Annotated in this window: 16 protein-coding genes; 9 read left to right on the forward strand and 7 right to left on the reverse strand. The window is 65.9% G+C overall.

Annotated features, from left to right (window positions below; translation table 11 throughout):
• Positions 1-50: 50 nt before the first annotated feature.
• From queF to VGD10_RS07490, 4 genes are all read left to right on the forward strand, one after another.
• Positions 51-497 carry a preQ(1) synthase gene (gene queF / locus VGD10_RS07475; RefSeq protein WP_331040180.1) on the forward strand — a complete coding sequence of 149 codons (447 nt, stop codon included), beginning with the start codon at positions 51-53 and terminating at the stop codon, positions 495-497.
• A gap of 1 nt (position 498) precedes the next feature.
• Complete coding sequence (locus tag VGD10_RS07480) at positions 499-1,542, forward strand: 2-dehydropantoate 2-reductase (RefSeq protein WP_331040181.1); 1,044 nt, start codon at positions 499-501, stop codon at positions 1,540-1,542.
• Between the two features lie 17 nt (positions 1,543-1,559).
• Complete coding sequence (locus tag VGD10_RS07485) at positions 1,560-1,985, forward strand: OsmC family protein (RefSeq protein ID WP_331040182.1); 426 nt, start codon at positions 1,560-1,562, stop codon at positions 1,983-1,985.
• 124 nt (positions 1,986-2,109) lie between these two features.
• Positions 2,110-3,933: a PAS domain S-box protein gene (locus VGD10_RS07490; RefSeq protein WP_331040183.1), complete on the forward strand. Its 1,824-nt coding sequence runs from the start codon at positions 2,110-2,112 to the stop codon at positions 3,931-3,933.
• On the opposite strand, the gene VGD10_RS07495 is transcribed toward VGD10_RS07490, so the two are convergent.
• The 5 genes from VGD10_RS07495 to hflK form a co-directional block, all read right to left on the reverse strand.
• The gene (locus VGD10_RS07495; RefSeq protein ID WP_331040184.1) at positions 3,930-4,940 is read right to left on the reverse strand and encodes a histone deacetylase family protein; all 1,011 of its coding nucleotides are present in this window, start codon (positions 4,938-4,940) and stop codon (positions 3,930-3,932) included. The two genes, VGD10_RS07490 and VGD10_RS07495, sit on opposite strands and share 4 nt — an antisense overlap.
• A gap of 5 nt (positions 4,941-4,945) precedes the next feature.
• The gene (locus VGD10_RS07500; RefSeq protein ID WP_331040185.1) at positions 4,946-6,505 is read right to left on the reverse strand and encodes a helicase HerA-like domain-containing protein; all 1,560 of its coding nucleotides are present in this window, start codon (positions 6,503-6,505) and stop codon (positions 4,946-4,948) included.
• Positions 6,506-6,565: 60 nt separating this feature from the next.
• Positions 6,566-8,119, reverse strand: coding sequence for a Do family serine endopeptidase (locus VGD10_RS07505; protein ID WP_331040186.1), 1,554 nt, complete (start codon positions 8,117-8,119; stop codon positions 6,566-6,568).
• A gap of 135 nt (positions 8,120-8,254) precedes the next feature.
• Positions 8,255-9,118, reverse strand: coding sequence for a protease modulator HflC (locus tag VGD10_RS07510; RefSeq protein WP_331040187.1), 864 nt, complete (start codon positions 9,116-9,118; stop codon positions 8,255-8,257).
• On the reverse strand, positions 9,115-10,203 hold the full coding sequence (gene hflK / locus VGD10_RS07515; protein ID WP_414639512.1) for an FtsH protease activity modulator HflK: 1,089 nt from the start codon (positions 10,201-10,203) through the stop codon (positions 9,115-9,117). Before hflK ends, VGD10_RS07510 begins: the two co-directional genes overlap by 4 nt.
• A 72-nt stretch (positions 10,204-10,275) precedes the next feature.
• Between hflK and VGD10_RS07520 the strand changes: the two genes are divergently transcribed.
• Both VGD10_RS07520 and VGD10_RS07525 read left to right on the forward strand, forming a co-directional pair.
• Entirely contained in the window at positions 10,276-11,226 is a 951-nt protein-coding gene (locus VGD10_RS07520) for an Mrp/NBP35 family ATP-binding protein (protein ID WP_331040188.1), read from the forward strand.
• Positions 11,227-11,251: 25 nt separating this feature from the next.
• Positions 11,252-11,680 (forward strand): CoA-binding protein, encoded by a 429-nt coding sequence (locus VGD10_RS07525; RefSeq protein ID WP_331040189.1) that lies wholly within the window; start codon positions 11,252-11,254, stop codon positions 11,678-11,680.
• Here the strand turns inward: VGD10_RS07525 and VGD10_RS07530 are convergent.
• Together VGD10_RS07530 and ubiA are read right to left on the reverse strand one after the other, a co-directional pair.
• Complete coding sequence (locus VGD10_RS07530; RefSeq protein ID WP_331040190.1) at positions 11,677-13,023, reverse strand: TldD/PmbA family protein; 1,347 nt, start codon at positions 13,021-13,023, stop codon at positions 11,677-11,679. The two genes, VGD10_RS07525 and VGD10_RS07530, sit on opposite strands and share 4 nt — an antisense overlap.
• A gap of 38 nt (positions 13,024-13,061) precedes the next feature.
• Positions 13,062-13,982 (reverse strand): 4-hydroxybenzoate octaprenyltransferase, encoded by a 921-nt coding sequence (ubiA, locus tag VGD10_RS07535; protein WP_331040191.1) that lies wholly within the window; start codon positions 13,980-13,982, stop codon positions 13,062-13,064.
• A gap of 76 nt (positions 13,983-14,058) precedes the next feature.
• On the opposite strand from ubiA, the gene VGD10_RS07540 reads away from it, so the two are divergent.
• Genes VGD10_RS07540 through VGD10_RS07550 form a run of 3 tightly spaced genes read left to right on the forward strand, consistent with a single transcriptional unit; the run spans position 14,059 to position 16,843 of the window.
• The gene (locus tag VGD10_RS07540) at positions 14,059-14,643 is read left to right on the forward strand and encodes a peptidase S14 (RefSeq protein WP_331040192.1); all 585 of its coding nucleotides are present in this window, start codon (positions 14,059-14,061) and stop codon (positions 14,641-14,643) included.
• A gap of 18 nt (positions 14,644-14,661) precedes the next feature.
• On the forward strand, positions 14,662-15,417 hold the full coding sequence (locus VGD10_RS07545; RefSeq protein ID WP_331040193.1) for a 16S rRNA (uracil(1498)-N(3))-methyltransferase: 756 nt from the start codon (positions 14,662-14,664) through the stop codon (positions 15,415-15,417).
• A gap of 52 nt (positions 15,418-15,469) precedes the next feature.
• Positions 15,470-16,843, forward strand: a complete 1,374-nt coding sequence (locus VGD10_RS07550) for a glutamate--cysteine ligase (protein WP_331040194.1) — start codon at positions 15,470-15,472, stop codon at positions 16,841-16,843.
• The last annotated feature ends 15 nt before the right edge of the window (positions 16,844-16,858 follow it).

Raw genomic sequence — 16,858 nt, forward strand, 5'->3', positions numbered from 1 at the left:
ACGGCCCAGCTATTGCACGCAGGTTCGCCCGATGGAATAGAGCCGCTTCCATGACGCCCAAGCATCTCGGCCAGACCAGCAGCCTTCCCGCTTCTCCTGAAGAGGCGGTACTCGATTACGTGCCGAACCCGCGGCTCGGCTCGCTCTATCTGGTGCGGTTCGCAGCGCCCGAATTCACCTCGCTCTGCCCGGTGACGAACCAGCCCGATTTCGCGCATCTGGTGATCGACTATGCGCCCGGCGAGACAATCGTGGAATCGAAGTCGCTGAAGCTCTTCCTCGGCTCGTTCCGCAACCATTGCGGCTTCCATGAGGATGTCACCGTGGGCATCGGCCAGCGGCTGGCGGAAGAGATGAAGCCGCTCTGGCTTCGTATCGGCGGCTATTGGTATCCGCGCGGCGGGATGCCGATCGATGTTTTCTGGCAAACGGGCACGCCGCCGGAGGGCCTTTGGGTGCCGGAACAGGGCGTCGCCGCTTATCGCGGGCGCGGCTGAGTTGGCGAAGGAGCCCCGGATCGTCGTTCTGGGCGCCGGGTCCGTCGGCTGCTTTATCGGAGGCGTCTGGCGCGCGGACCGCGCAGATGTCGGCTTCATCGGCCGCGAGAATGTCTGCAACGAGATTAGCAAACACGGTCTGAGGCTAAGCGATCTTGAAGGTTGGAACGCCCAGCTGCCGCCTGGCGAGGTGAACTTCTCGACCAAGCCTGCGGCGCTGGCCAAGGCCGACATCGTCCTCCTTTGCACCAAGAGCAGCGGCACCGAAGCCGCGGCGAAGCAGATCGCCGTTCACGCGAAGCGGAAGCCTGCCGTGATCAGCTTCCAGAACGGCATCAGCAATGTTGACGTCCTTAAGAAGGCGCTGCCGAAGCTTCAGGTGCTGCGCGGCATGGTGCCGTTCAACATCGCGCACTTAGGGCAGGGGCGCTGGCACAAGGGCGTGGCGGGCGACCTTGTCGTGGAGGACAGCGCCGTCACGCGCGAGCTTGCCGCGCGCTTCAAGAGCGGCCCAGCGCGGGTGAAGCCCGGCATCAACATGGAGCGGATCGCCTGGGGCAAGCTCCTCATCAACCTCAACAACGCAGTCAACGCGTTGTCAGGCAAGACCCTGCTCGAACAACTCGGCCAGCGCGATTATCGTCGCGTCGTCGCCGCCTCAATGGTGGAGGCGCTGGAGGTGCTCGGCGCCGCGGGTATCGAGCCGGCGCAGCTCGGGCCCATTCCGCCCAAGCTGCTGCCGCACGCAATCGGCGCGCCCGACCTCGTCTTCAAGCACCTCCTGCTCCGCGTCCAGAAGATCGACGCCGATGCCCGCTCCTCCATGCATGACGATCTTGTCGCCGGCCGCGCGACCGAGATCGATCACCTGAATGGAGAGGTCGTGAAGCTCGCCGAAAAGATCGGACGGGATGCGCCCGTCAACCGCGCCATCGTCGATCTGGTGAAGCAGCGCGAAGCCGGCGTCGAACATCTCTGGAGCGCTTCAGACCTTCGCAAATATGTGCTGGAAGGCCATCGCGGCGCGGCAGGCTTCGGTTACTGAGGAAGAGGAGAAAGGCCATGATTACGCGGACGGCAAAAGCGCGCTATGAGGGAATGGGGAAAACCGGCAAAGGCTGGGTCTCGACGCAGTCCGGCGTGCTGTCGGAGCAGCGCTACGGCTTCGGAACGCGGTTCGAGAATGAGCCTGGCACCAATCCCGAAGAGTTGATCGCGGCGGCGCATGCTTCCTGCTTCACCATGGCCCTGTCATTCGCGCTGGCGAAGGAGGGGATCGACGAGGGCAGCCTTGAAACCACCGCGCGGGTGAAGCTGGACCAGGACGGCGAGGGTTTCACGGTTACCCGCTCCGATCTTGCTCTGACGGCCTCGGTGCCCGGCATCGAGGAAGCGCGGCTGAGAGCGCTTGCGGAAGGGGCGAAGGCGAACTGCCCGATCTCCAAGCTGCTCAAGGCCGAGATGACTCTCGACGTGGCCGTGGGCTGACGCCCTCCGGCCGGTCGCGATGTCAAGCGATTGAGGCAAAGGCACTTTCGGCCTTCCTTGTCGTGAACATCTGACCTAGCTTTGCCCCCTAGAGGCGAGCATTCGCCAGTATGTGAGGGGGAATATGGCTGCCACGCATCTGCGCGTTGCGCTCTGCGCCCTCCTCATCGCTCTCGGGCTAGCCGTAGCTGCCGGCTGGCTATTCGGAATCGAGCCACTGAAGTCGGTCGTGCCGGGCCTTTCAACCATGAAGTTCAATACGGCACTGGGCTTCATCGTTTTCGGCTTCGGCACGTTGGGGGCAGGGTCAGAGGATATTCAACGCAGGCGCCGCGCCGCTGGCGCCGGCGCCTTTCTCATTCTCCTCGGTCTTGTCACGCTTACCCAATATGTGAGCGGAGCCTCGTTCGGCATCGACGAACTTGTGGTGCGGGACACGGGCGTTCTCAGCGGTTCCGGCGTGCCGGGGCGCATGTCTCCGTTGACCGCGGTTGCTTGGCTCTCCCTCGGAGCGGCACTGGCGCTGGTCGCCGTGGGCCGAACGTCGGCCAGCATCGCCGCTGGCCATTTCCTTTCGCTCGGCGGCGGCTTCGTCGCGTTCCTCGCGGCGGCGGGCTATGCCTTTGGTGCCGAAGCTTTCTGGGAGATCGGCTTCTATACGGCCATGGCCTTCCATACCGCTGTCGGACTGATGGTTTCCGTCGCGGCGATATTGCTGACGCGTCAGGACGAAGGCTGGTTGGCGAGCCTCGGAGATGCGCCCGCGACTCGCGCCTTGTTCGTGAAGCTCATTCCGTTCGCGCTGCTGCTGCCGCTGGCGGTTGGGTTCCTGATCCTGATCGGCTCCGGCTTCGGCGCCTACAATGCGGCGTTCGGCCTCGCGCTGTTCGTGCCCTTCATGACCATCGCGCTTACCGCTTTGGCGCTGGTGCTTGCGAGGCAGGCGCGAGGATCGGAACTTGCCGCCCTGCAAGGCGCCGCCGCGCTCCGGCAGACCGAGGATCGCTATCGCCGCATTTTTGAGCAGACCAGCGACATCATCATCGCCGCAGATCTCGACCAGGTCATCACCGACTGCAACCCCGCAGCGGCTGAGGCGGTGGGCCTCAGCCGGGAAGAAGCGATCGGCAGGGGCATATCGGGATTTGTCTCGGCGGAAGATTTCGAACGGACCACCGCGATGCTCCGCCAGAAGTTGGAGGGCGGCGGCACGACACGCTATGACGTGAGGGTGCGCAACAGCAGGGGAGACTGGCTGTTCTGGGAGATCAATTCCGGTCTTACCTATGATGACGCGGGCATGCCGATAGGGCTCCACGTCGTCGGCCGCGACATTACCGAGCGGAAGCGCGCCGAGGAGCATCAGCGCCTCCTCGTCAATGAACTCAACCACCGGGTGAAGAACTCCCTTGCCGTCGTGCAGGGCCTTGCCCACCAAACGCTTCGAAATGGGAACGTCGATCCCGCAGTCCAGAGGAGCCTTGAAGGGCGATTGGCGGCGCTGGCGGCGGCCCACGACGTGCTCACCCGCGAAAGTTGGTGCTCCGCCTCCATGCGTGACATCATCGAAGAAGCGGTCGCCCTCTTCTGCAGCGACGGTAGGTGCAGCATAGAAGGCCCCGCGCTGCGGCTGAACCCGCGCGCCGCCGTGAGCCTGGCACTCGCTATCCACGAGCTGGGCACCAACGCCGCTAAATACGGAGCCTTTCAATCGGACGCAGGCCAGGTGGCGATCGAATGGAAGCTGATGGAAGGCCGGCTTATCTTCAGCTGGATAGAGCGGGGCGGCCCGAAGGTTGCGGTGCCTACGCGCCGCGGCTTCGGCACGCGCATGATCGAGCGCGGGCTGGCCGGGGAGCTGGATGGCGAGGTGGAGCTGAGCTTCGATCCCGAAGGCTTCCGCTGCGTCGTCTCGGCGCCGGCGCCAAAGATTCTGGAAGCCGCTTAGCTGGAAAAGCCGCTGAGGAAGGCCGCGACGTTCTCGCCCAGGGCGTCGACGGCATAGCCGCCTTCCATGACGATCAGGCACGGAAGGCCGAGACCGGCGATCTCGCGCGCGATGACGGGATAGTCGTCACGGCGCAGCGCGAATTTGGAGATCGGATCCTCATCGAAGGTGTCGGCGCCGTAGGAGACGATCAGGAAATCCGCGTCCCACCGCGGAATGGCATCCAGCGCCTGTTTCAGCGCGTCGAGATAGGCCGGACCCCTCGTCCCCTGCGGCAGGGGCAGGTTGAGCGTCGCGCCTTTGCCCGCGCCGATGCCGGTTTCGTCCGCATGGCCCCAGAAGAAGGGATAGTCGGTCGCGGGATCGGCGTGGATCGAGGCGAAGAAGATGTCGCCGCGATCGAGGAATATGTCCTGCGTGCCGTTGCCGTGATGATAGTCGATGTCGAGGATCGCGACCTTGCATCCGGCGTCCGCAGCCGTGGCGGCGGCGATCGCGGCATTGTTGAGGTAGCAATAGCCGCCGAGATAGTCCGCGCCCGAATGATGGCCGGGCGGGCGGCAGAGCCCGAAGGCGTTTCGCTCCTCACCCTTCAGCAGCGGAGCCAGCGCCGTAAGCGCCGTCTGCGCGCTCCAGTAAGCGGCGTCCCATGTCTCAGCAGTGATCGGCGTGCTGGCGTCGTAGCTGTAGCGGCCTAGTCGCGCGTCAATCCGGTCGAGCCGGATGTTCCTCCGTCCCACCACCGGCCAGGCATAGCCGATCGCATCGCCGGAGCGGCCGGCGGCAATCCAGTCGCGGTGCGCGGATTGCAGAAAGCCGAGATACTCATCGGTATGGATGCGCCGCAGCGGCTCCATGCCGAAATCCTCGGCCACATGGAAATCCCCAAGCCGCTCCACGATGATTTCCGCGCGGCGAGTCTTCTCCGCATGTTCCGCCCAGCTGCCGTTGTGGATTTCCTGGACCGGCGCATGGGCCAGCTGGCGCGGATCGAACGTCTTGAACATGGCGCCTAACGACCCTTGAACAGGCCGCCGAGGAGGCCGCGCACCAAAGCGCCCGCCACACGGTTGGTGAGCTGGCGCTGCACGGCGCGGCCGACTTGCCGGACAGCTTCCTCGTGGAGCGGCGGATTAGAGCGGCGCTCGCGCTCCGCCCTCGCCTTTTCTCGCTCGAACGCTGCTCGGTCGCGAGCCTCTTCCTTAGCGCGCTGGGCGGCTGCCTTCTCTTCCTCCGCTTCGGCCTTCTGCGCAGCGGCGGCGGCAGCGGCTTCCTCCATCCGCGCCTTCAGTACCTCTTCCGCGCTCTCCCGGTCGATCGGCGCATCATATTTGCCGGTCACCGGCGAGATGGACTGGATCACCGCCCGCTCACGCTCCGCCAGTGGACCGAGCCGCGAACGCGGCGGGCGGATGAGGGTCCGCTCGACTGGCGAAGGCGCACCATCCGGCTGAAGCACCGACACCAAAGCCTCGCCGACGCGAAGCTCGGTGATGGCGGTCTCCACATCCAGCTTCGGGTTGATGCGGAACGTCTCGGCGGCGGCCTTGATCGCCCGCTGGTCGCTCGGCGTATAGGCGCGGAGCGCGTGCTGGAAGCGGTTACCGAGCTGGCCCGCAACCTCCTCCGGAATGTCGATCGGGTTCTGCGTGACGAAGAAGATGCCAACGCCCTTCGACCGGATCAGGCGCACCACCTGCTCAATCTTCTCCTGCGGTCCGGGTGAGGCGCCGTCGAACAGCAGATGCGCCTCGTCGAAGAAGAAGACGAGCTTCGGCTGCGGCAGGTCGCCCGCTTCCGGCAGCTCCTCGAACAGATCCGACAGCAGCCACAGCAGGAAGGTGGCGTAAAGCTTCGGGCTCGCCATCAGCCGGTCGGCGGCAAGCACGTTGATGAAGCCGCGGCCCTGTTCGTCGGTGCGGATGAAGTCGCGAATGTCGAGCGCCGGCTCGCCGAAGAATAGGTTGCCGCCCTGGCTTTCGAGTTGGAGGATCTGGCGCTGGATCGCGCCCACAGTGGGCTTCGCGACATTGCCGTAACGGGCGGTATAGTCGGCGGCATTTTCCGCGACATGGACGAGGATCGCCTGCACATCCTCGAGGTTCAGGAGCAGCAGGCCCTGCTCGTCGGCGATGCGGAAGGCGATGTTGAGCACGCCTTCCTGCGTGTCGTTGAGGTTCAGGAGCCGGGCGAGGAGCAGCGGCCCCATCTCTGAAACCGTGGTGCGGATCGGGTGACCCTGGCTTCCGAACAGATCCCAATAGACGGCCGGATTGTCGCCATAGCTGTAGCCGGCGAGGCCGATCTCGGCGGCGCGGGCGGTGAGCGCGTCGTGCGCCTTGTCGGTGGGGGAGCCCGGCATACCGATGCCGGCCAGGTCGCCCTTCACGTCGGCGACGAAGACCGAAACGCCCGCTGTCGAAAAGCCTTCGGCCAGCATCTGCAGCGTCACCGTCTTGCCGGTGCCCGTGGCGCCGGCGATCAGGCCGTGACGGTTGGCGCGGGAAAGGTTGAGCCGCTGCGGCGCGCCGTCGGAGGAGGCGCCGATGAAAATGCTGCCTGCTTCATCCACTGACCCGTCTCCTTGCTGCCGCTCCTTCCTCTAGCGAGGGCGGAGCGGCAGGCAAGCGGATCAGCGGCGGGCAAGCTCCACGCCGACATATTGCGCCGGCAGGTTCTGCCGACGGACGAGCAGCATCACCGACGTGCGGCCGGCGGCGCGGGCCGCCTCAACTGCGGCGGCGGCTTCCTCCGGCGTGCGGGTGGCGCGCTGGTTGATCGAGACGATCACATCGCCGCGGGTAAGTTTAGTTCCGGCATCGCTCGACGGGTCCACCGACGCGACCACGACGCCGCGAAGGTTCACGTCGTTGAGGCGCAGCGAGCGCGCAATCTCCGGCGTCAGCGTCTGGACGGTGACGCCGAGGCTCTGGCGGGCGGCGCGCTGGCCGGTCGACTGGTCGGCTTCGGCAGGCTCGGTGACCTCTTGCTCCTGCTCGACACCGCTTTGGCGAGCGAGTTCCTCATCGGTCGGACGCTGGCCCACGACCGCGGTGACCGTCATCCGACGGCCGTTGCGGATCAGTTCGATCGGGACGCGGGAGCCGGGGGCAAGATTGGACACGATATAGGCAAGCGTCTCGTCCGGCGTGACCGGACGGTTGTTGATGGTGACGATGACGTCGCCCTGTTGGATGCCGGCCCGCTCGGCGGCGCCACCCGGGGTCACGGACCGGATGAGCTCGCCGCGATTCTTGGGGATGCCGAGCGCCTCGGCGAGCGCGTCGTCGATATCCTGCATGCCTACGCCGAGATAGCCGCGTTCCGGACGCTGGCCGCGACGGAGGGCATCGATCACGGGACGCGCCTGCTCAGCCGGAATGGCGAAGCCGACGCCGACATTGCCGCCGGTCGGAGAATACAGCGCGGTGTTGATGCCGACGACGTTACCGTTGAGGTCGAACAAGGGGCCGCCGGAATTGCCGCTGTTGATGGACGCGTCGGTCTGGATGTAGCGGTCGTAAAGGCCGGCATTGAGGTTGCGGTGCAGCGCCGAGACGATGCCGGCGGTGACGGTGCCGCCGAGGCCGAATGGATTGCCGATCGCCACCACCCAGTCGCCGACGCGGGTCTGCGTCGAATCGCCGAAGCGGACGAACGGAAGGTTGTTCGCGCGTATCTTTAGGAGCGCGAGGTCGGTCGTGGCGTCGCGTCCGACCAGTTCCGCCTCATATTCCTTGCGGTCGGCCAGCGTGACGGTGATCTGTTCCACCGTCGCATTGCTGCGCGCAGGGGCAACCACGTGGTTGTTGGTGACGATATAGCCGTCGGCGGAGATGATGAAGCCGGAGCCGAGCGAGGTGCCGCGCTGGGTGATGGTGTTGTCGGCGCCGCCGCCGTCCTGTTGCGGAACGACGCCGAACTGGCGGAAGAATTCCTCCATCCCTGGCGGAATGGCGCGCGAGCGGTTGATGGTCACGCTCTGCTTGGTCGAGATGTTGACCACCGCCGGCTGAAGCCGCGCCGTCAGGTCGGCAAAGCTCATCGGGGCTCCGGCCCGCGGCGGAGCGGCGGCCATGGCGCCCGGCTCGTTCTGCGCCGTCTGCGCGAAGCTCGGCTGGAAGGTCAACGTCGCGGCGGTGCCACCGAGAAGCAGGGCTGCGGTGATGCCATAAGCGTAACGCACGGTGTCGATCTCCTCACATGTTCTTTGCCCGGTCGGGCGGCCCGGACGGGTCCAGATCAGGCCCGTCAGGCTAGATTCCGCGGCTGAACGAGATTTGAATAACGCATGCCGCGGCCAGCCGTGCCGCGACAATTGTCACCTCCGCCCGCTGAACTCCTTCAAATATTCGTTCTGCGGCGAAAGGATGATGCTGGACTTGCCGACCGGCTGTCCCGAACCATTATCGACGAAGCTCGTCTCATAAGACTGCATGGCCCGGTAGAATTCGTAGAAGTCCGGGTCCTTGCCGAAGGCATCCGCATAGGTGCGGGCCGCTTCCGCATCGGCCTCGGCGCGGATAATCTGCGCCTGCTTCAGGCCCTGTGCGCGGATCGAGCGCGCCTCCTGCTGGCGCGCCGTCTGCATCCGCTGATAGGCGGATTCGAGCGGCGTACCGTCGGGAAGGTCGGCGCGCTTGATGCGCACGTCGATGATCTCGGCGCCATATTGGCGGGCGACGCGATTGAGGGCATTCTGAATATTGTCCATCATCTGCCCCCGCTCGGGCGACAGCAGGGCGGCGAAAGGCCTTTTGCCGAGCTCGTTGCGAAGCGCGGAGCCGAGGATCGGTCGAAGCTGGTCGCTCACCCGCTCCTCCGTGCGCGCGGAGATGTACATCCGCACGGGATCGACGATGCGGTAGCGCGCGAAGGCGTCGACCTGCAGGCGGAGCTGGTCGGTCGAAAGCACCTGCTGCCGGTCCATCGGGATCGACAGGATGCGCTTGTCGATCCAGTGAATCTCCTCGACGAACGGGATCCGGGCGATCAGGCCCGCGCCGGTATTCCCGAACGGAACGCCGGCTTGATAGCGGTTGACGGTCCGGTCCACGTCGCCGAAGCGGACGATCACCGCCTGCCGGGTTTCCGGGACGACCGAAAAGGTGCTGCCGATCACGATCAGCAGGAGGAGCGCCAGGAAGCCGAGCGCGATCGGGTTGCGGCCGAGGCGGGCGATCATCGGGCCGCTCCTTCCTGCGCGCGGCGCTGGACTTCGGGGAGCGCGAGATAGGGCGTCACGCCGGGCGCCTCGACGATCGTCTTGTCCACGCGGGAAAGAACCTTTTCCATGGTTTCATAATACATGCGCCGCCGGGTGACTTCGGGCGAAAGGCGGTATTCCTCATACACCTTGTCGAACGCCGCTGCTTCGCCCTGCGCCTTGGCAGTGAGCTGAAGCGCATAGGCGCGGGCATCGTTGATATAGGATTGCGCCTGCTGCTGCGCGGCCGATACTTCCTTGAAGGCGTCGTTGACCGCAGCGGGCGGATCGGACTGCTTAATCGCGACGCCCTGCACGGTGATGCCCGAGTTATAATCGTTGAGGAGCTGCTGCATGGTCTGCTCGACGCGCTGCTCGATCTCGCTCCGGCCGGCGCCGATTGCATCGTCCAGCGAAACGCCGGCAACTACCGCGCGCATCGCGCTTTCGGCGACTTCGCGGATCGTCTCCTCCGGGTTCGAGATCTGGAACAGGTATAATTCCGGATCGGAGATGTTCCAGCGCACCGAATAAGCAAGGTCGATGATGTTCTGGTCGCCGGTCAGGATCAGGTTCTCGCTCGACGCGTCGGTCGATCCGATGTCGATCGTGCGGATTTCCTCGACATCGATCTTCTGCACCCGGTCGATCGGCGCTGGAAGCGTCATCGCGATGCCGGGGCTAAGGGTCGAAGAATAGCTGCCGAGCCGCGTCACCACGCCGCGCTCCTGCGGACCGATCCGGTGGAAGCTGGTGAAGAGCAGCCAGAGGATAAGGAAGATGCCGAGGCCGTAAAGCCAATAGGGCCTGCCGCCGCTCTCAGGGAAGCGGCCGCCGAACCTTTCCTTGCTCTTCTTCAGGAAGTCGTCGAGCGAGGTGACATTGCCGGTCGTGCCGCCACCGGCGGGCTTCTTCCCGCGTGGGGGTTGGCCCCAGGGATTGCGAGGACCGCCACCTCCGCCGCCGCCCGCATCTCCCGAGCCGCCGCCGGAGCCCCATGGACCGCCGCGATTCTCGTTCATCATGGCGCCGATGCGCGCGCCCCACCCGAAAAATCTGCTCATGGAACCTTTATAGGAATGCCGCCTCAGGAAAAACAGTGGCATTGCCCCCGAACGGGATTATCCGCTGCCGCGATGAGCGAGAATCTTCTGAAAGCGTTGGAGGCGAGCGCCGGCGGCCGCGCGATGGCGCCGCGGCTCGCCAACGGTGTCGCAAGCCTGGTGCTCGACGTGACCGGGCTGGATGCAGGCGCACGCGCTGCCCTAGAGGCGCGGGTGCGGGACGCCCTCCTTCGCTCGCCGGAGGTCACCGATGTCCGCATCGTCCAGACGGCGGACAAGGTTGCCCGCACCGCCATTGCCATCGGCAGCGGCAAGGGCGGCGTCGGCAAATCCACCCTTTCCGCCAACCTCGCGGTGGCGCTCGCCCGCTCGGGCAAGAAGGTCGGCCTCGTCGACGCCGACATTTACGGGCCCTCGCAGCCGCGCATCATGGGCAACAGGGAGAAGCCCGAGGCCGTCGGCAAGCAGATCGTGCCGAACGAGAGCTTCGGCGTCCGGATGCTCTCCATCGGCCAACTGGTTGAAGGCGACACAGCCCTCGCCTGGCGCGGGCCCATGGCGTCCAATGCTTTGGGGCAGCTGATCGAAGGCGATTGGGGCGACGCCGAAATCCTCATCATCGACCTGCCGCCAGGCACGGGCGACGTCCAACTCTCGCTGCTCCAGAAGTGGAAACCGGCGGGCGCCGTGGTGGTGTCGACCCCGCAGGACCTGGCGCTGATCGATGCCACCAGGGCGATCGACCTGTTCCGCAAGATGCAGGTGCCGTTGCTTGGCCTCGTCGAAAATATGTCGGGCTATGCCTGCCCCCATTGCGGCGAGGTGAGCGACCCCTTCGGCGCGGGCGGCGCGGAGGCGGCGGCCAAGGCGCTGGAGATACCGTTCCTCGGCCGGGTGCCGCTGCGGCTTTCGATCCGGCAGGCGTCGGATGCCGGCACCCCGCCGGCGGCAGGAGAGGGCGAGGATGCGGCAATCTTCAGGGAGATTGCCGAGCGGCTGCTGGAACAGCTTCCCCGCCGCTGAGGTTGACGCAGCAGGAGGACCGACAATGCCACTCACCGACGAACGCGACATTGCCGAGCTTCTGGCCAACACCCGCACCATCGCCATGGTCGGCGCGTCGGACCGGCCCGACCGGCCCAGCTACGGCGTCATGAAGTTTCTGCAGGATTGGGGTTACCGCGTAATCCCGGTCAATCCGCAGATCACCGGCGAGCATGTGCACGGCGAATATGTCTGGCGGGAGCTTGCCCAGATTGGCGAACCGATCGACCTCGTTGACATCTTCCGCCGTCCTCAGGCCGCCGGCGAGGCGGTGGACGAGGCGATCGCAGTGGGCGCAAAGGCGGTCTGGATGCAGATCGGCGTCGTCAACGAGGAAGCCGCCGCCCGCGCCGAAGCGGCCGGCCTCAAGGTCGTGATGGACCGCTGCCCGAAGATCGATATTCCGCGTTTCGGCGTGCCGCGGATCGCTTAGGCGCCCGCCACCGTCATCCCGTCGATCCGGATCGTCGGCACGTTGATAGAGCGGCGGAACTCAAGGTCGCTCGCCGGCGTCAGCGCCCGGAACATGTCGATCAAATTGCCCGCGATGGTGATCTCGGCGACCGGCGGCCCTATCTCGCCATCTTCGATCAGGAAGCCGGAAGCACCGCGGCTATAGTCGCCGGTCACCGGATTGACGCCCTGGCCGATCAGCTCCGTTACATAGACGCCGCGCTTGATATCCTTGAGCAACTCAGCCTTGGACATGCTGCCCGGCTCCATATGAACGTTGGTCGCCGAAGCACCCGGCGCGCCGCCGATGCCGCGCGTTGCATGCCCGGTCGGCTGGAGCCCCAATTGCCGCGCCGAGGCGCTGTCCATCAGCCAGCCGGTGATCCGCCCGTCCTCCACCAGGTTGCGTGCCCGCGTCGCAAGGCCTTCGCCATCGAACGGCTTGGAGCTGAGCCCCCGCCGCCGGTGCGGATCGTCGCGGATAACGATCCCGGGCGCGAACACCCGCTCCTCCTTGCGTCCGAGCAGGAAACTGGTCTTCCGGGCGATGGCGCCGCCCGTCATCGCGCCGAGCAGATGGCCGACAAGGCCAGATCCGACGCGCGGGTCGAACACCACCGGTATCGCCCCGCTCGGCACCCGCGCCGGGTGGAGGCGCGCCACGGCTCTTTCGCCAGCAAGCCGTCCGACCGCTTCTGGCGCATCCAGATCTTCCAAGTGACGGACGCTGTGCGTTGCGTAGTCGCGCTGCATGTTGCCGCCGCTGCCGGCGATGACGCTCGCCGACAGGCTGTAGCCGCTGGTCGAATAGCCGCGGCAGAAGCCGTGGCTGGTGGCGAGCGCGATTACCGAGCGCCCCGCGCTCATGCTCGCGCCCTCGCTGTTGGCAACGCCGTCGATCGCCCGTGCCGCTTCTTCCGTCGCGAGCGCCTGTGCCTTCAAGTCGGTCGGCGAGGGATCGCGCCCGTCATCACCGTCGACATCCGGGCCGCCGCTCCGCAGCAGCAGCTCTTCGGGCGCGAGCCCGGAATAGGGGTCCTCCGGCGCTTCCTTCGCCATCGCCGCCGCGCGCTCGACCAAGGCGGCAAGTGCGTCGCCGGAAAGGTCGGAGGAGGAAACACTGGCCGAGCGCCGCCCGAGGAAGAAGCGAAGCCCGATCTCCTCGCCCTCGGATCGCTCCACATCCTCGAGCTCGCCCAGGCGCACCTGGATGCCTGTGGAGCCGTCACCGACATAAAGGACGTCGGCGGCATCGGCCCCCGCGCGGCGGGCGGCTTCGATGAGGGCGGCGGCCTTGGCTTCGGCCTCTTGGACGCTGAGCATCAGGGGCGCTTAGCGGGCCCCTCCGTAAAAGCAAATGCTTAGACGGAGGCACCGACGACGAGGCAGGCGAGGAACATCAGCAGCCCAGCAAAGCGATTGGAACGGAATTTATATAGCGCGTCCGTCCCATCCTCCTGCCGCAACGTTGCCACCTGCCAGACGAGGTGAACTGCCACGGGAATGAGCGCGGCGACCGCAAGCATCTCCGCCCGCACCTGCCAGATCGCCGCGCTCCACAGCGCCAGTGCGAGGAGGTAGAAAAGAGCGACCCCCGCCCGCGCCTTGCTTCCCAAGGCCAGCGCCGAGGATTTGACGCCCACTAGCGCATCGTCCTCCCGGTCCTGAAGCGCGTAGATCGTGTCGTATCCAATCACCCAGAACACCGATCCAGCCCAGAGCAGCAGGGCAGGCAGTTCCATTTCGCCGCGCACCGCCGGCCATCCGACGAGTGCGCCCCACGAGAAGACCAGCCCAAGCCACGCCTGCGGCCACCATGTGATCCGCTTCATGAAAGGATAGGCGGCGACCAGGGCAAGGCTCGCCAGCGCCATGATCTGCGCAGTCCGCTGAAGCTGCAGAAGCACGACAAGCCCGATCAGGCTCAGCGCCACCAGTAAAGCCCATGCCCCTTTTAGGGGCACCCGCCCGCTGGCAAGCGGCCGAAGCCGCGTTCGCTCCACCCGCGCGTCCAAATTCCGGTCGACGATGTCGTTATAGACGCAGCCCGCGCTCCGCATGGCGAACGCGCCGAGCCCGAGCCACAGGATGAGCGCAATGCCGCGCACCCCCACGCCCGCCAACGCCACGCTCCAGGCGCAGGGCCAGAAGAGCAGCCACACGCCGATCGGCCGGTCGAGCCGCATCAGCGAGGCGTAAGGCCGCATCGGCCGCGGCAGCGCGCCGATCAGCCCGCGCCGCTCGCTGTCGGGAACGATGTCTGCATGCGTGTCGGGCGGCATGCCTTATCCTTACGTGTGTCAGGGGCGAAGTCGAGGGGCGGGCGGAACATGCGCGGCACGCTTCCGTTCACCGGCCATGGCCAGAGCAGACGATCCGAGCAAGGAGCTTCCCCGCGATCTGGTGGCGAAGCCGCAGATATCCCTCACGGGTTCGGTCGGTCAGGACACCTTGCAGGCCTTTCGCGATCAGCTTGCGACGGCCGAAGAGGGCGAAGGGTCGATCGCCCTGGAGCTCACCACATCCGGCGGCGACGCCGAAATGGGCCGTCGCATGGCGCTCGAGGTCAGGCTGGCGCGGGAGCGCCTCGGCCGCCGCCTCATCTTCATCGGCAAGACCGAAGTCTATTCGGCGGGCGTCACCATCATGAGCGGCTTCCCGCCGGAAGACCGCTACCTCACTGCCGACACCCAGCTCCTCATCCATTGCCGCAAGCTCGAAAAGGAATTGCAGCTGGAGGGCCCGCTGAAAGCCAGCCGCATCCGCGTGCAGCAGCTCATCTCCGAAATCGACGCCAGCCTGGAACTGGAGCGGGAAGGCTATGACGACCTCATCAGAGGCAGCGACGTGACATTCGAGGAGGTGGAGGAGAAGGCGGAGAAAGGCTGGTATCTCCGCGCCGACGAGGCGTTGGCGCGCCGACTGATTGCCGGAGTGGTCTAGCCGCCGTAGAGCGTCTCCATGCCCGCTACGCCCGCATGGCCTCCGTCCAGCCTCCCTCGTCTCTATGTGGAGCAGCCTCTCTCGGAAGGTGAGACGCTGACGTTGGACGGCGCGGCGGCGAATTATCTCGGCGCAGTGCTGCGGCTTCAGGCGGGCGATCAGGTGAAACTGTTCGACGACCGCACGGGCGAATGGCTGGCGGGGGTGGCGGAAGCGGGGAAGCGGCGCGTGTCGCTCCGCGTCGTGCACCATCTGCGCGAGCGAGAGGCGGTGCCGGATTTCTGGCTGCTATTCGCGCCGATCAAGAAAGGCCGAATCGACTGGATCGTCGAAAAGGCGACCGAGCTCGGCGCGGCGCGGCTGGTGCCGGTGCTGACGCAGCGGACCATCGTCAATCGGGTCAATATTGACCGCCTCCGTGCCCACGCCGTCGAAGCCGCCGAGCAATGCGAGCGGACCGCGCTCCCCGAACTTGCCGAACCGCAGAAGCTGCAGGCGCTCCTCACATCATGGCCGGCGGAACGGACTTTGTTCTTCGCCGATGAGAATGGCGGCGAGCCTTTGCTTCAGGTTGCGGCCGAAGGCCCAGCGGCCATCCTGATCGGGCCTGAAGGCGGCTTCACCGGAGAGGAGAGGGCGGCGATCCGCGCCCTGCCGCAGGCGCGTGCCGTTTCGCTCGGCCCTCGCATCCTCCGCGCCGAAACGGCGGCGCTGGCGGCGTTGAGCCTCTGGATGGCTGCCGCCGGCGACTGGAACAGGGCGGCGGAAAGGTAGCCTGACGAAACCGGCTGGCGAGGATTCGTCGGCGCGGCTACACGGACCCGCAATGACTACGCGCGCCGCCTCCGACGCCTTTGATCCGCCGATCGAAAGCCGCAACGATCTCCTCCGCCCCTTCACCAAGGGCGAGAAGCCGAAGGCCGCTTGGCGGATCGGCACCGAGCATGAGAAGTTCGTCTACCGCCGCGAGGATCATCGCGCGCCCGCCTATGACGAGCCCGGCGGCATTCGCGATCTCCTGATGGCGATGACCAAATATGGTTGGTCGCCGGTCGAGGAGGGCGGCAACGTTATCGCTCTGTCGGGACCGGACGGCACCGTTAGCCTCGAACCGGCCGGCCAGCTCGAATTGTCCGGCGCGCCGCTCGAACATCTGCACCAAACCTGCGCGGAGGCAGGGCGCCACCTCAACCAGGTGAAGGCGGTGGGAGACGAACTCGGCGTCAGCTTCCTCGGCCTCGGCATGTGGCCGGATAAGACCCGAGAAGAGCTGCCGATCATGCCCAAGGGCCGCTATGCGATCATGCTCCGGCATATGCCGCGCGTTGGCAGCCTCGGTCTCGACATGATGCTGCGCACCTGTACCATTCAGGTTAATCTAGACTATAGCTCTGAAGCCGATATGGCGCGTAAGTTTCGCGTCGGCCTCGCTCTTCAGCCGCTCGCTACCGCGCTGTTCGCCAATTCGCCGTTCAAGGAGGGGCAGCCGAACGGCTTCCTCTCCTACCGCAGCCACATCTGGTCCGACACCGATCCGCATCGCACCGGCATGCTGCCCTTCGTCTTCGAGGAGGGGTTCGGCTACGAACGCTATCTCGACTACGCCCTCGACGTGCCGATGTATTTCGTCTTCCGCGACGGCAAATATATCGATGCGGCGGGCCTTTCCTTCCGCGACTTCCTGGATGGCCGTCTCTCCGCTCTTCCGGGCGAGAAGCCGAGGCTTTCCGACTGGGTGGATCATCTCTCGACCGCTTTTCCCGAGGTGCGGCTCAAGAGCTTCCTGGAAATGCGCGGCGCCGACGGCGGTCGCTGGAACCGCATCTGCGCGCTTCCGGCGCTCTGGGTCGGGCTCCTCTACGACCAGACGGCGCTCGACGCCGCTTGGGACGAGGTGAAGCACTGGACGCTTGAAGAGCGGCAGGCGCTCCGCGATTCCGTACCGAAGCTCGGGCTCTCCGCCCGGGTGCCGGGCGGCGGCACGCTTCAGGATCTGGGCAAGCGGGTGCTCGACATCGCGGGGGCGGGCCTGAACGCCCGTGCCTATCTGAACGGCGCCGGTGACAATGAAGGCGGCTTCCTCGACCCGCTTCGGGAAATCGTCGCCCGCGGCAAGACTCCGGCTGAAATGCTGCTCGAGCGCTACCATGGCGATTGGGCCGGCGACGTCAGCCAGATCTACGAAGAACAAAGCTTCTGATTATAGCGCCGTAAC

The organism is Allosphingosinicella sp. (assembly GCF_036402135.1).
Classification (GTDB): domain Bacteria; phylum Pseudomonadota; class Alphaproteobacteria; order Sphingomonadales; family Sphingomonadaceae; genus Allosphingosinicella.